General features: G+C 54.1%; 13 protein-coding genes. 6 read left to right on the forward strand and 7 right to left on the reverse strand.

Going from position 1 to position 14066, the window contains the following annotated elements:
* Nucleotides 1-175: 175 nt before the first annotated feature.
* From RHH53_RS02445 to RHH53_RS02460, 4 genes are all read left to right on the forward strand, one after another.
* Nucleotides 176-1375: an adenylate/guanylate cyclase domain-containing protein gene (locus RHH53_RS02445; protein ID WP_206200910.1), complete on the forward strand. Its 1200-nt coding sequence runs from the start codon at nt 176-178 to the stop codon at nt 1373-1375.
* Nucleotides 1376-1612: 237 nt separating this feature from the next.
* Nucleotides 1613-2017, forward strand: a complete 405-nt coding sequence (gene psbU, locus RHH53_RS02450; RefSeq protein WP_302677231.1) for a photosystem II complex extrinsic protein PsbU — start codon at nt 1613-1615, stop codon at nt 2015-2017.
* Nucleotides 2018-2048: 31 nt separating this feature from the next.
* Nucleotides 2049-3689, forward strand: a complete 1641-nt coding sequence (nadB, locus tag RHH53_RS02455) for an L-aspartate oxidase (protein ID WP_302678748.1) — start codon at nt 2049-2051, stop codon at nt 3687-3689.
* A 41-nt stretch (nt 3690-3730) separates the two neighbouring features.
* Nucleotides 3731-4939 (forward strand): MlaD family protein, encoded by a 1209-nt coding sequence (locus RHH53_RS02460; RefSeq protein WP_206200913.1) that lies wholly within the window; start codon nt 3731-3733, stop codon nt 4937-4939.
* 372 nt (nt 4940-5311) lie between these two features.
* Here RHH53_RS02460 and RHH53_RS02465 read toward each other — a convergent pair whose 3' ends face one another.
* Entirely contained in the window at nt 5312-5686 is a 375-nt protein-coding gene (locus RHH53_RS02465) for a hypothetical protein (protein WP_310744040.1), read from the reverse strand.
* Between the two features lie 257 nt (nt 5687-5943).
* Here RHH53_RS02465 and RHH53_RS02470 point away from each other — a divergent pair, with 257 nt between their 5' ends.
* Nucleotides 5944-6477, forward strand: a complete 534-nt coding sequence (locus tag RHH53_RS02470) for a tetratricopeptide repeat protein (protein ID WP_206200915.1) — start codon at nt 5944-5946, stop codon at nt 6475-6477.
* Nucleotides 6478-6586: 109 nt separating this feature from the next.
* Here the strand turns inward: RHH53_RS02470 and RHH53_RS02475 are convergent, their stop codons facing one another.
* The 6 genes from RHH53_RS02475 to pyk form a co-directional block, all read right to left on the reverse strand.
* Nucleotides 6587-6703: a photosystem I reaction center subunit VIII gene (locus RHH53_RS02475; protein ID WP_149820283.1), complete on the reverse strand. Its 117-nt coding sequence runs from the start codon at nt 6701-6703 to the stop codon at nt 6587-6589.
* Between the two features lie 50 nt (nt 6704-6753).
* Nucleotides 6754-7221, reverse strand: a complete 468-nt coding sequence (locus tag RHH53_RS02480; RefSeq protein ID WP_310744041.1) for a photosystem I reaction center protein subunit XI — start codon at nt 7219-7221, stop codon at nt 6754-6756.
* Nucleotides 7222-7383: 162 nt separating this feature from the next.
* Nucleotides 7384-8556, reverse strand: a complete 1173-nt coding sequence (gene moeB / locus RHH53_RS02485) for a molybdopterin-synthase adenylyltransferase MoeB (RefSeq protein WP_310744042.1) — start codon at nt 8554-8556, stop codon at nt 7384-7386.
* A gap of 70 nt (nt 8557-8626) precedes the next feature.
* Nucleotides 8627-9979 (reverse strand): DUF3370 domain-containing protein, encoded by a 1353-nt coding sequence (locus RHH53_RS02490; RefSeq protein WP_310744043.1) that lies wholly within the window; start codon nt 9977-9979, stop codon nt 8627-8629.
* Between the two features lie 9 nt (nt 9980-9988).
* Nucleotides 9989-10696, reverse strand: coding sequence for an SIMPL domain-containing protein (locus RHH53_RS02495; protein WP_302677241.1), 708 nt, complete (start codon nt 10694-10696; stop codon nt 9989-9991).
* An 82-nt stretch (nt 10697-10778) separates the two neighbouring features.
* On the reverse strand, nt 10779-12212 hold the full coding sequence (pyk, locus tag RHH53_RS02500; RefSeq protein WP_310453214.1) for a pyruvate kinase: 1434 nt from the start codon (nt 12210-12212) through the stop codon (nt 10779-10781).
* 127 nt (nt 12213-12339) lie between these two features.
* Here pyk and RHH53_RS02505 point away from each other — a divergent pair, with 127 nt between their 5' ends.
* Nucleotides 12340-14064, forward strand: a complete 1725-nt coding sequence (locus tag RHH53_RS02505) for an ABC transporter permease subunit (RefSeq protein WP_310453215.1) — start codon at nt 12340-12342, stop codon at nt 14062-14064.
* Nucleotides 14065-14066 lie beyond the last annotated feature (2 nt).

Raw genomic sequence — 14066 nt, forward strand, 5'->3', positions numbered from 1 at the left:
ACTAATGCTTCCTCTGGCGATCGTTCTATGGTTGATTGGTGCTACCGCACAAACTGCATCTATTGAGCCAGACAAAGCTCCTTTGCTAGACTGGATCTATTGCTGGATTTGACTTTGAAACATCTACACATCGGTGGCGCTGGGGGGAGAGCTGACCCACGGTGATTTCGCAACCATGAAAAGTGTTTCTCCTATTTTACCCCCCATGGATGCTGACCTGACCTTTAACTTGCCCGACCAAAAGATCCTCGAGACCTTACCTGCCCAACAGTTAGTGGCGATTATTTTGCGTCAGCAGCAAATTATTAATCAACTCCGCCATACCCTCTCGCAGATTCCCGGCGCCCCTGAGGTCGTTCACCTTGAGACCCCACCCCCCTCAGAACCCCATCTGGCACTGGTGAGTGAGGACACGGTTTGTTATTTTCCCTTGACAGGGGGGAACTGCTGGACCATTGGCCGCAGTGAAGACAATTCCATTGTGCTCAGCGATCGCTGGATGTCACGGAACCATGCCATGATTCAGCGCATGGGACAGGGGGAGTTTTATCTCATTGATCTCGGCAGTCGCAATGGCACGTTCGTCAATGGTCGCCGCGTCAGTATTCCCGTGGCCCTGCACAATGGCGATCGCATTACCTTTGGCCAAACGGAACTGGACTTTTTTAACGAACCCTTTGCCTCCCTATTTGCCGAAAATGCCACTCTGTCTTTGCCTCAATCCGAAGGCTCCTCCACAGCACTGCTCCATGTCCGCCGCCTGTTGACGGTTCTGGTGGTGGATATTCGTGACTTTACCAAGCTAACGCGGCAACTCGAAGAGGAGCTACTGTCGGAGCTAATTGGCACGTGGTTTCATCGGGCGGGCGAGATTATTCGTCAGTACGGCAGTTGGGTTGATAAGTACATTGGCGATGCGGTCATGGCGGTTTGGATCCACGAAAGCGAGGAGATTGGCTATCAAGAAATTTGCCACACCCTCTCTGCCTTAGAGGATTTACGGCTGATGACGGGAGAACTGCACCAGCACTATCCCTTGCCGTGGCCACTGCGCATTGGTTCTGGTTTGAATACGGGCTATGCCATGGTGGGTAATACGGGGAGTGGCGATCGCCCCGACTATACTGCTCTGGGAGATACCGTTAACGCTGCCTTTCGCCTTGAGAGTGCCACCAAAACCATTGCCGCTGATCTGGCTATGGGGGCAACCACCTACCACTACCTTGTGCAGTCTTGTCCAACCGTTGTCCCCTTTCGACCCCAAGTGCTGAACCTCAAGGGCTATGATGCTCCTGTACCCGCCTACGTGGGCAGCTTTGATGACCTCCATCGGTTCCTTGCCCAAGCCATCAAAGGGAGGGACACCCTGCACTAAACACCTGAAAAAAGGGATTAAGGGACGGCCTCCCTCTGATATTATTGAATCACCTGTAGGGGGCAGTCTAGACATCAGTCTATTGTGGGCGTGATGCCTCAGTTTCCTCTGTCACCCTGCTGGCGATCGGCTACCGCCGCCTGCGCTCGCTGTGCGATGTGGTCAGTTCTTTGCTTTGACTCTTAATGAACCGCTGTTTTTTGTAATGACCTGTGAGATTTGGGAGGTAAAGGAATTATGCAACGTTTGGGCCGCTGGCTAGCACTGGCTTACTTCGTGGGCGTTAGCCTGTTGGGCTGGATCAACTGGAGTGCCCCAACCTTGGCGGCAACTGCATCCACCGAGGAAGAACTGGTCAATGTGATAGATGAGAAACTTGGCACTGCCTATGGTGAAAAAATTGACCTTAACAATACCAATATTGCCGCCTTTATTCAATACCGGGGGTTATACCCAACCCTAGCTAAGTTAATCGTTAAAAATGCCCCCTACCAATCCGTTGAAGATGTCCTGAATATTCCCGGCTTGACGGAGCGGCAAAAGGAAATTCTGCGGGAAAACTTGGATCACTTTACCGTGACCGAGGTGGAAACGGCTCTCGTTGAGGGTGGCGATCGCTATAATAATGGGCTATACAAATAACTACCCTCATTAGATCAACTTTGGGTTAGCGTTGACTCCCGCAACTTCTGGATTTGATGTCTTAATCATTGGCAGTGGTGCTGCGGGTCTCAGTGCTGCCCTTGCCCTTCCCCCTAGTTATCGCATTGGCCTGATTACCAAAACTGACCTTCGCCAATCTGCCAGTGGCTGGGCACAAGGTGGTATGGCTGCGGCCATTGACCCGGCGGATTCTCCCCTACTCCATGCCCAAGATACCCTTGCTGCGGGGGCTGGCCTCTGTGATCCAGTGAGTGTTCAGTTTTTGGTTGAGCAGGCACCGGCACAGGTGGAGCGGCTCTTGGCGATGGGGGTAGCTTTTGATCGCGTGGGCGATCGCCCGGCTCTGACCCTCGAAGCGGCTCATTCTCGTCCTCGGGTACTTCATGCCGCTGACACCACAGGTCAAGCCCTGATTACAACACTGCTCGAACAGGTCACTGCTGCACCCCATATCGCGCTTCTGCCCAATAGCTTTGTCTTTGATCTGTGGCTAGAGTCGGGGCGATGCTGTGGGGTGTGTCTGTTGCGTCAGGGACAACTTCAGTGGCTGCGCTCGGGGGCAGTTGTTCTCGCCACAGGGGGCGGCGGTCAAGTTTTTGCCCAAACCACGAATCCCCCCTTAAGCACTGGCGATGGTGTGGCAATGGCATGGCGGGCAGGAGCACACATTCGGGATGTCGAGTTTTTCCAATTTCATCCCACCGCTCTTGCCGTTGAGGGAGCACCGCGATTTCTGATCAGTGAAGCAGTGCGTGGTGAAGGGGCACATCTCATAGACCACACAGGGCATCGCTTTGTGGCGGACTACCATCCTGCTGGCGAGCTGGCACCACGGGATATTGTCAGTCGCGCCATTTACCGTCACCTTCAGCAGAGCCATGCCCCCCATGTCTGGCTGGACTTACGACCGATTTCTCGCGATCGCCTGCACTACCGTTTTCCGAAAATCATTGCTGTCTGTCGGCAGTGGGGCATTGATGTTGAACAGCAACCCATTCCCGTGTCTCCAGCAGCCCATTACTGGATGGGAGGAGTCGTCACCGATTTACAGGCCAAGACCAGCCTTCCCGGCCTCTATGCCGTTGGTGAAGTTGCCAGTACTGGTGTCCACGGTGCCAATCGCCTTGCGAGTAACTCCCTTTTGGAATGCTTTGTCTTTTCAGCTCAACTGGCACATCTGCACCCTCAGCCCCTTCCCTTGGCGGTGTCCCCTGTTAGCCAGCAAGCCCTTGAAATTGAGCCAGTGAGTTTTCGGCAGTGGCGCCAAGATCTGCGGGAACTCCTGTGGCAAAGTGCTGGCATTTGTCGCGATGCTCCCACACTGATGGCCGCTCTTTCCCAAGTGAAAGAATGGCGCCAAGAACTGCTGGCTCATCCGATTGCGATCGCCCTTCGTGAACTCAACCCCAATCACTGCTATACCCTCAGCAATACAGCCGCCCAGACAACTCTTTGGGAATGGGGCGAGCTACGCAATCTCTTGGACATTGCCTACTTAATTCTCAAAAGTGCCCTCTTTCGGGAGGAAAGCCGCGGAGGCCACTACCGTCAAGACTACCCCCAACCCGATCCCAATTGGCAAATGCACACCCTAATTTGGGGAGAGCACTGGCAAAAAGCGGCAATTCAAGGCGTCCAGAGTAAACTATAGTTGCTATAGATTCCAAAAATTTTTTGCGGTGATCTATCCCTATGATGCAGTCACGGCGTGTGCAGGAAAGTTTGGTGGGTCTGGTGATCCTTGCGGGCTTAGCCACATTAGGGGTCGGCCTACTCTGGTTGCGGGGCAACCTTGCCGGTACCAATAGCTACACCCTTGAGGTGGAATTGGATACAGCACCCGGCTTAGCGGTGGGGACACAGGTGCGCTATCGCGGTGTCCAAGTGGGTCGCGTCACGGCCATTGGGTTTGACGCCAATGGTGTCCAAGTGAGTGTGCGCGTCAATAATGTGTTGATTCCCCGTAGTGCTGTACCGGAGATTCGCCAGTCGGGCTTTATTGGTCAGGCTTTCTTGGACTTTACCCCCAAGGAGCGAGTACCGGAGATTCCCGAGGGCGTCACTGCCTTTGCCCCCAAGTGCCAACCAGACTTGATTTACTGCAATGGCGATCGCGTGACGGGCGTCCGAACAGCCAGCCTCGAAGACCTCATACGGGCAGCTACCCGCTTTACTCTAGCGCTGGAAGAATCAGGGATTATCAATAACGCCAATACCCTCATTCTGGGCGCAACCCGCACCGTCAATCGTGCCGATCAATCCCTGACGAAGGTGACCACTGCCCTCGATAGTTTCAACGCCCTCAGTAATGAAGCCCGTGCTGAACTACGGAACTTTAGCACAGCCTCGCAAGCGGTGACCCGTGCGGCCAACCAGATCAGTGAAATGGTTGAGGTCAACCGCAACACGATTAACTCCGCCTTGCGCAACATTGATGGCGCGGCCCGCGATCTGAGAACCACGCTTCATGCCCTTCGTCCCCTGACCAAGCAGCTGGAGCAGGGGGAATTATTGGCCAATTTGGATGCCCTCATTAAAAATGGTGCTGAGGCAGCAGCCAATCTCAATAAAGTCTCTGGGACACTGAGCAGTCCTATCATTATGCTGTCGATCGCCCAAACCCTAGATGCAGCACGGGCAACATTTATCAATGCCCAAAAACTCACGAATGACTTGCTCAAACTCACGGGCGATGAATCGTTCCAGTCTGATTTGCGACGCCTCATTAAAATCCTCAGCCGCCTACTGGCTTCGAGTGAGGAGCTTGAGCAGCAATTCTTGGCACTCCATGCCACTTCCCTAGGAGAAACTCAGCCACCACCCCCCAACCCTGCCCCGAGTCCAAGTGTGGCTGCGACGCCCCCCAAAGAGGAAGAAGCTGCCGTGACCAGTGATCCCTAGGTTGGCAATTGGTTGAGCGGGCGGTTTCTGTGCTACCCATACAGGTAAAGCGCACTTCGCTACGACGACGGGAAACATCTGGATTGCGGTTTACTGGTGCGAGTTGACCATTGAGCCAGTAGGGCTGCCCCGCAGAGTAGGCGCGAAATTTCAGGCCAGCCAGTTTGGGTTGTTTTGCTTGGGCCTTGCGCAGTTCGTTGGCGATCGCCAGTGCCCGCATCAGACCGAGATCAGCATTCGAGCCGGGGGTCAAGCGGTTCAATGTATTACTGGCTGCCGCCTGCTCTAGCAAGGCAAGGATTGGCGTTTAGTACAGCCCTTTTCCAAAATATCCCGTGCCCAATCCCGACGTAAAAATCCGTAACGTTGATTTTAACGAGCTGTTCGGGTTTCTCCTGTGCGGGTAAAGCGCACTTCGATACGACGCCGGGAAGCATCTGGATTGCGGTTCGCTGGTGCGAGTTGACCATTGAGCAAGTAGAGCTGCCCCGCAGAGTAGGCGCGAAATTTCAGGCCAGCCAGTTTGGGTTGTTTTGCTTGGGCCTTGCGGAGTTCGTTGGCGATCGCCAGTGCCCGCATTAGACCGAGATCAGCATTCGAGCCGGGGGTCAAGCGGTTCAATGTATTACTGGCTGCCGCCTGCTCTAGCAATGTATCGAGATTACTGCCACTGCCTTGATTGGGCTGGCCGTCGGTATGGCCAATGATTTCCACGGTGTCAATGGCGTATTCGTCGCGAGTAGCCATAATCTTGGCGGCTCAATCAACCCAAATGTATTGGCGAAACGGTTCAGAGAGTTGCGCACTGCCTGTAGGGAAACAAAATTTTTCATTATCTGGAATAGAGCGATCGCCGGCAACCGCAAGTGGATTCATGGTCAGTGGATGAAATTGCGAGATTTCTAGGGTTAAAGGGGTCGCCTCTGTTTATCATAGACCTAAGGAATAAATGCGTAGAGCCTCAATTTTAGAATGATCGGTTGTTACTGGGGATACGACTTACCATGGAGAATGCCTTACCTGCGGTTTATTTAAGTGTGTTGATTATTCTACTCGGCGTCTCAGCTTGGTTTGTGGTCAAACAAATCCTCAAAACCCGCCGCATTGAATCTACTTTGGCACGCCTGCAACGAAAACTCAAGCAGGAACCAGGGACCACTCAAGAATACTTTGAACTCGGCAGCATCTACCTGACAAAGAAACTGGCCAGTCAAGCGATTCCCCTGTTTCAAAAAGCCCTGAAGGCGGCTGAAAGTGAAGGTGAAACCTATGTGGCTCCCATCTACAATGCCCTTGGCTATGCCTATTTCATGCAGGAGCAGTATGATCTCGCAATTCGCCAGTACAAGGAGGCTCTGAAAAATCAGCCTGAGTACATCACGGCTGCCAACAACCTAGGCCATGCCTATGAGAAAAAGAATCTAGCCCAGCCAGCCCTTGAGGCCTATCAGCACACCCTGAAATACGACCCCAACAATGCGATCGCCCAACGGCGGGTGAATTCCCTGAAAAAACGGCTGAGTGGCGCGGCGGCTTGAGGATCCCTCGCCAAACAAAAACTGGTTAACAATAAAAAACTGGCTAGGACATTCCCCAACCAGTTCGCAATTCACTCTGTGTATTTAGCTGGATAAGCTACCCCTCGGTTTAGGCGTCTCCTTCGATGTAGAGGAACAGCAACCCCATCACCACCGTGGGCATCAGCCAGCACACTACGGGAATAAAAATCCAAGGCAAAAAGGATGCAGCGTAAGATCCCATCATAATCAGCGGTTCTCCTTCTGGGTGATCAAAAGTAAAGTGTGACCAAGGCCCTAGTTAAAGAGGCCGGTCATGATGCCATCCACAACAGCAAAGTTTTCGAGGAGGAAGAAGGCAACAAAGGCACCACCCATAGCCCCCACAAAGAAGCCAGCCGTAAACTGACTCCAACCCTCACCGGTTTTCAGGGGATCGCTGCTGCTGCCACCCTTTTGAAAACTCACAAGGCCATAGGCTGCTAAGCAGGCCGTGGCAATCAAAATCAGGGCGATACCAGAAATCAAACCGCCCAAGTTGGCCACATCGGAGTCCCGCAGGGGACCGAGCTTGACCCAAGGACCAATGAGAAAGTAGCCATGGGCCATGCCAATTTCAAGACCCCGCAGAATGGGGGAGAGGCCTTGACGATAGGCGGGGAGATTGCCAATAAAGGTCTTGACTAGGCCAGAGTCAGAAATGGGTGTAGATAGGTGACCGATAAAGGGATCACCATTGTATGGCTTAACCAGTTCTTCTGCCATGATTTTTATTTCCCTAGCATTCCGTCATGTCCGCGCACAGGCACGAACCTAAGTGGTTATTCTAGGCAAGGGCGGGCGATCGCGCGAGAGAGAGCGTTCATCTCTTTAAGAAAGTTCATGTATCGCAACATCCCCTTACGCAGACCCGCCCTCAAGTTGGGGTTAGTAGGTGGGTACGCTGGGATCGACTTCCTGACTCCAAGCGTTGATGCCCCCTTTGATATTGATCCCCTCAATGCCAGCCTGTTTCAGTATGCCCAAGGCTTTGGCAGAGCGACCCCCCATCTTGCAGTGCACCAAGAGGCGATGGCCATTCACCAGATTGCGGATTTTCTCCACACCGGGGCCATTTTCAATCTCCGAGAGGGGAACGAGTACAGCGCCGGGAATCCGAGCAATTTCGTACTCGTTGGGGTTGCGCACATCCACAAGAACGTAATCTTGGGCACCGCTGTCCATGAGGGCTTTGAGTTCCTGGACGCTCATTTCGGGAATTTCTGCCATTTGGGCGGCCTCCTGTGCTTTGGCTTGGCGAATACCACAAAATTCTTCGTAGTCAATGAGCTTGTCAATGACTGGCCGTTCGGGGTTTGGGCGCAGCTTGAGTTCACGGAATTTCATCTCTAGGGCGTTGAAGAGCAAGAGGCGGCCACTGAGGGTTGTGCCTTTGCCAAGAATAATTTTAATCGTCTCCGTGGCTTGGATGACGCCAATAATACCCGGCAGAATCCCAAGAACGCCCCCTTCCGCACAGGAGGGCACTAGGCCCGGTGGCGGCGGTTCCGGATAGAGATCACGATAGTTGGGGCCGCCTTCATAGTTAAAGACCGTGGCTTGGCCCTCAAAGCGAAAGATGGAGCCATAGACATTGGGCTTATTCAGGAGCACACAAGCATCGTTCACCAAGTAGCGGGTGGGGAAGTTATCGGTGCCATCCACCACAATGTCGTAGTCCGCCATAATCTCAAGGGCATTGGCGGCGCTCAAGCGAGTTTCGTAGAGATCCACTTGGCAGTAGGGATTGATCTCAAGGATGCGGTGCTTCGCCGATTGAATTTTCGGCTTGCCCACCCAAGAGGTGCCGTGGATCACCTGCCGTTGCAAATTGGAGCTATCCACCACATCAAAATCTACAATGCCAAGGCGGCCAATACCGGCAGCGGCGAGATAGAGCAGCAAAGGCGATCCCAATCCACCCGTGCCAATGCAAAGCACGCTGGCAGCTTTGAGGCGTTTTTGACCCTCAACACCCACCTCTGGCAAAATCAGATGGCGGGAATAGCGTTCATAGTCGTCTTTCGTGAGTTCAATCGTAGAAAGGTCTGGATTTAGCATGGTAGCCCTTCATAAAAAATGTGGCTGATCTAACCCGATCAGCAAGGGTGAGGGGACTTTCTTATTTTACTTAGGGGCGCGACAGAGGATCTGCCAAGGTTTCAATTGTCAACACTTGCGGGGGGGTGGCATCCGGCGGATAGAGCAGGGTGAACTGTACCCAGCGGATTTCTTGGGGTTGTAGCGTGAGCCGCACCAGATCGTCCCCCTGCTGGCCTTGGCGTTGGACAAGGTGAATGATCCGACTTTGGGGGGTGCCTTGATCATCGCGGAAGCGCAATCGGACACTGCCTCGGAAAAAGATGCGGTTGGGTGGTTCAGCAAAGAACCGTAAGCCCCTGGCGGGGGCGTCGAATTTGATGGGGGTTTGGAGGGCAAGGCGCAGGGTCTGGGGGCGATCGCTGGTGTTTTGTAGCGGTAGCACCAGATCATATTCAATGCCATAGTTGCCATGGGCAGCATAGGCCGTATCGGGATAGCGCACCACGAGGGGAGCCGTTTGCACTTGTCCTGTGCCCAAGCGCCCTGCCACTAACGAACTAATGGGATAGGAGAAGGCGGTCCCCGCGGCGGGAATCGGAATTGGTTGTTGTTGGGGATTGTGCCAGCGGGAGCCAAGGGCGACACCCGCCACTCGGCCATAGATAATGCTGCCCCCTTGATCGGGGGGGGTGGGGGCGCGATCGCGGGGGGTGACCAATTCCCCTGCCGTCAGTGTCTGCTGCCATTGCTCTAGGGTCGGCGGTTCATTGCCAAAGCGGGCTAAACTGGCGAGGTAGAGGTTGCCACTACTGCGGGCACGAATCAGCAGCGAACGGCCATTGAGGGGGGGGTCGAGTCCCTTGACCGGAATCGGTAAATTGGCGATCAGGGCATAACTGCGCGGGGGAATCATGATTTGTGCGGGCCATCCCGATTGCCGCCGTTGTCGCAAAATATCCAGCATGACGCGATCGCCCGGACCAGCAAAAACTTGGCCGAGATCATTGGCCTGCTGATTGGGCAGAGGACGAAAGGGCGCATCCGGCTGACTCAAGTAACTGGCGGCATGGATCAAATTCACCGTTACCGGTTCAGAACTGGGGTTGTAGGCGAGAATCCCTAGGTAGAGGGTCGTGAGATCCTGCGGGTCGAGGGGCTTCGCAATATGGTGGACAAAAATATCAAAGCGATCGCGAAAAGCAAAGTTCAAGTGGGCACTAGGAGTTGCTTTGCCCTCTGGCGGAAATGTGGACAGGAGAATCCCTGATCGCTGCACCACCTCTGGGCTATTGCTATTCAACACAGGCACCCGATCAAGGGCACCCGGCAAAGGGAGCACTTTTTGCGGTTTTTCAATTGTTGCCGGCGCCTGAGCTAGCACTGGGGAAATGACAACCAAGGCCGCACCGCTCGCCAACCACCAACGGAAATCAACAGACATTACCGAGACCTAGTAGCTCATTTGCAGCGTTACACTCGCCTCTACCTGTAATTCCCCGGACACCACAGGGGTGCTATCGGCCATGTTTGCTGCGCGAACGGCAAGGGGTCTTGGCGGGGGTGCCGCCTGATTAATTTGAATGCTCACCACTTGGCGCGGTTGGAGATTGAGGGCACTGAGTACCGCTTGGGCTTGACTTTGGGCATCTTGGGTCGCGCGCTGCAGGGCAGTGCGTTGGGCAGCGGCAATCGTCGCCTCTGGTGCGGTGAAGCTAATATTGTCAATCGTGGTTGCGCCAGCTTGGACAGCAGCATCAAGAAGGGACCCTACGCGATCGCTAGCAATGCGAAAACTCACCGTATTGCGCCCGATATAGCCCACCAGTATCCGCTGATTGTTGGTGTACTGATAATTGGGACTGAGGCTCAGCCCCGTGGTTTGCAGTTGACTGACTTCCCGTGCCCGCAGAACCGCCAAAACGGCATTGGCTCGCCGCGCCACCTCTTGCTGTACCTCTTGAGCCGTGCGACCTTGCACCTCGACCCCTAGGCTGACTTGGGCAAGGGTTGCTGAAATGGCTTCTGTCCCTCGACCTGTAACCGTCAGGGTACGTTGGGCTTCTTGGCTCACGGCGGGTCGCTCAGCAACCACCACAGATCCCCCAACAAGAAGCGCGGCAAGACTGAGGGTATAAAAAGGCGTTAACGGATGTTTCACAGCGGTATTCACCACAGCTCAGCAAAAAACTCATGAACCTTGTTCCTCTCCAGACCGCCTCCCACTCGGATTCTGTTCCCCTTTAGGCGCTAATCGTATGAATTTTAATAAAATTCGTTCCTTGGGGAGTTTGGGCAGGAATGCCGCCCAGAATCAAAATTTTATCGCCCTCAGTGACCATCTGGCGCTCCTTGAGTTGGTTTTCAGCCACGGCAATCATCCCTTCAAACGTCATAGGCAGCGTTTCCAAAAGAATCGGCTTCACACCCCAGAGCAAATTCATCCAGTGATAAACGCGGGGGCGATCGGTAAAGGCGACAATCATGGGTTTCACCCGTTCCCCAGAGGCAATGGTTGCGGTATAGCCCGTTTCCGTAAAGCAGGCGATCGCCCGCAGATCGAGGATTTGAGTAATGGTGGTTAAGGCTTCACCTAGGGCATGGGTCTCATCATTGCGGTAGGCGGGCATATTGTCAAACTCAAGGTGCGGCTCCACATCCGCTGCAATCCGCGCCAACATCTTCACCGCCTGCCCAGGAAAAGCCCCCACAGCAGATTCGCCCGACAACATCACCGCATCTGTACCATCAAGAATGGCGTTGGCGACATCACTGGCCTCTGCCCGCGTCGGACGGGGATTGTGAATCATGCTCTCTAGCATTTGGGTTGCCGTAATCACAGGAATACTGCGGTAGTTGCACTCGCGAATAATTTGCTTTTGCAGCAGCGGCACCTTCTCTACCCGCATCTCCACACCGAGATCGCCCCGCGCAACCATGATTGCATCGGCCACCCCCAAAATCGCTGAGAGATTTTCCACTGCTTGGGGTTTCTCAATTTTTGCCAGCACGGGCATATCACTGGCACCGTGGGCCGCCAAGTACTCCCGCAACTCCCAGAGATCCTCAGCTCGGCGCACAAAACTCAGGGAGATAATATCAACCCCCTGCTCAATGCCAAATTGAATATCCTGCTTGTCTTTGTCTGTGAGGGAAGGCAGCCGCAGATTGAGATCCGGCAAGTTTACCCCCTTACGACTTTTGAGCGTGCCCCCCTGCACCACCCGGCAGGTGACCCGATCTCCCGCAATGGCCTCGACCACCAATTCCAAGAGGCCATCATCCAAGAGCACCTGCATCCCCGGCTGCGCCTCTTCGGCAAGATAGGGATAATCAATGCCAATGCCTTGTGTCTCTTCCTCAGTGAGCGGCACGAGGTGGACTTGCTCCCCTTCCACTAATTCGATGCTCCCTTCAGGAAGCTGGCCAACGCGAATCTTCGGCCCTTGCAAGTCTTGCAGCAGGGTTAAGGGGGTTGCTGCTTCATTGGCCACTTGTCGTAGCAGAGTAATGGTTTCGGCATGATCTTTATAGTCACCATGGGAGAAATTTAACCGTGCCACATTCATGCCGGCGGTTAGCATCTGCTGAATCACTTCCCGCGATCGACTGGCAGGGCCAATGGTGGCCACAATTTTGGTGCGACGAAACAGCATAGGAGAGGGGGATAACTTCATGCTCTCCTAAATCTTAGGCATAGGTCAGGGAATCCGGTGGTGTTCTGGCTTGCATTGGACATTAACTTTTGTGGCTACAGGGATGTGGCTATAATTTGCCTCGTGGAGACTACCGCTGGAGGCCGCGATGGCACGCCCCCTTACCCCCGATAATCAAACGCTGAATCGTGCTTGGACTTGGCAAGATGGCCTGATTATTTTGGCCTTGATTGCCCTGATCTTTTGGATTGTCAACACGGCGGCGCAGTTTACAGGACAGTATGACCCCACGATCACCATTGAGCTGAGTCCAGCGGTCTTGCCCAGTTACACCGCTCAAACGCTGCTGCGGATGCTGATTGCCTACATCATCTCCTTGGTGTTTAGCATCCTCTATTCCTATATTGCCTACTACAATCGCACTGCTGAAAAAATCCTGCTGCCGCTGCTGGATATTCTGCAATCGATTCCCGTGCTGTCGTTTTTGCCGGGGGTGGTGCTGGCACTGATTGCCCTCTTTCCGGGGAGCCGTATTGGCGTGGAATTGGCGGCCATTATCCTCATCTACACGGGAATGGCTTGGAATATGACGTTTAGCTTTTATCAGTCTTTGATTAGCGTGCCTCGAGAGCTGCGGGAGGTGGCAAAAATTTATCGGCTGGGGTGGTGGCAGCAGGTGTGGACGCTGGATTTGCCGGCGGGTGCCATTGGCCTGATCTGGAATAGTGTGATGTCAGTGGCGGGGGGCTGGTTTTTCCTGATGGCGATCGAGTCTTTTACCATTGGCGAGAAAACCTTTACGTTGCCGGGGTTAGGTTCCTATCTGGCGGAAGCAGCCAACCAACAGGACTATGCAGCATTGGCCTACGGTCTGGCGGTATTAATTGGCATCATTATTGTAATTGATATTCTGGTGTGGCGCCCTCTCATTGCTTGGGGCGAAAAATTCAAGATGGAAATGGTCGAGGCGGAGAATGTGCCTAAATCCTTCGTTCTTGATTTCCTGCGGCGATCGCCCACGTTGCGAGCCTTCCACCAAAATATCTTTGCCCCCGCCTGGGAACGACTGGATGAGCAGTTGCGCCCCAAACACCCACGTCAATCTGTTGCCCCCCAGAATGACCAAGGCAACTGGCCGATAACCCCCATCATTTTGCTGATTTTTGCCGCCTTCGTGGGTTGGGGAGCGATCGCCTTTTTGCGGCAAATGTTTGGTGTCAGTTGGCAAGATTGGCAGCAAATTGGTCTAGGGGCGGTTCTGACCACGGTGCGGGTAGCGGTGGCACTGGTTCTCTCCCTACTGTGGACAGTTCCAGTGGGGGTGGCGATCGGTCGCAATCCCCGTGCTGCTCAAGTGTTGCAACCCATTGTCCAAATTGCGGCATCGGTACCGGCTACGGCGCTGTTTCCAGTGCTGCTGTTGGCGCTGGCCAATGTGGGTGGGGGTTTGGAGATTGGCTCTGTGGCGCTGATGATGCTGGGCACGATGTGGTACATCCTCTTCAATGTCATTGCCGGTGCCCAAGCGATTCCCACGGAATTATTTGAAGCAGCGGTAGTCTATCAACTCTCTTGGTGGCAGCGGTGGCGCACCCTGATCCTGCCCGGCATTTTTCCCTATTTGATTACGGGCATCATTACGGCGGTGGGCGGCGCTTGGAACTCCAGCATCGTCAGTGAATATGTGGAATTTCAGAATCAAACGGAGCAAACCCTTGGCTTGGGGGCCACGATTTCTGAGGCTAGCGTTCGGGGGGATTTTCCCCTACTGATGGCCGCCACGGCAGTCATGTCACTATTGGTGGTTTTGACCAACCGCTTGGTTTGGCGCCCCCTCTACCGCTTGGCGGAAACCAAGTATCAACTGCTGTAGGC

It is taken from the genome of Thermosynechococcus sp. PKX82, assembly GCF_031583255.1.
Classification (GTDB): domain Bacteria; phylum Cyanobacteriota; class Cyanobacteriia; order Thermosynechococcales; family Thermosynechococcaceae; genus Thermosynechococcus.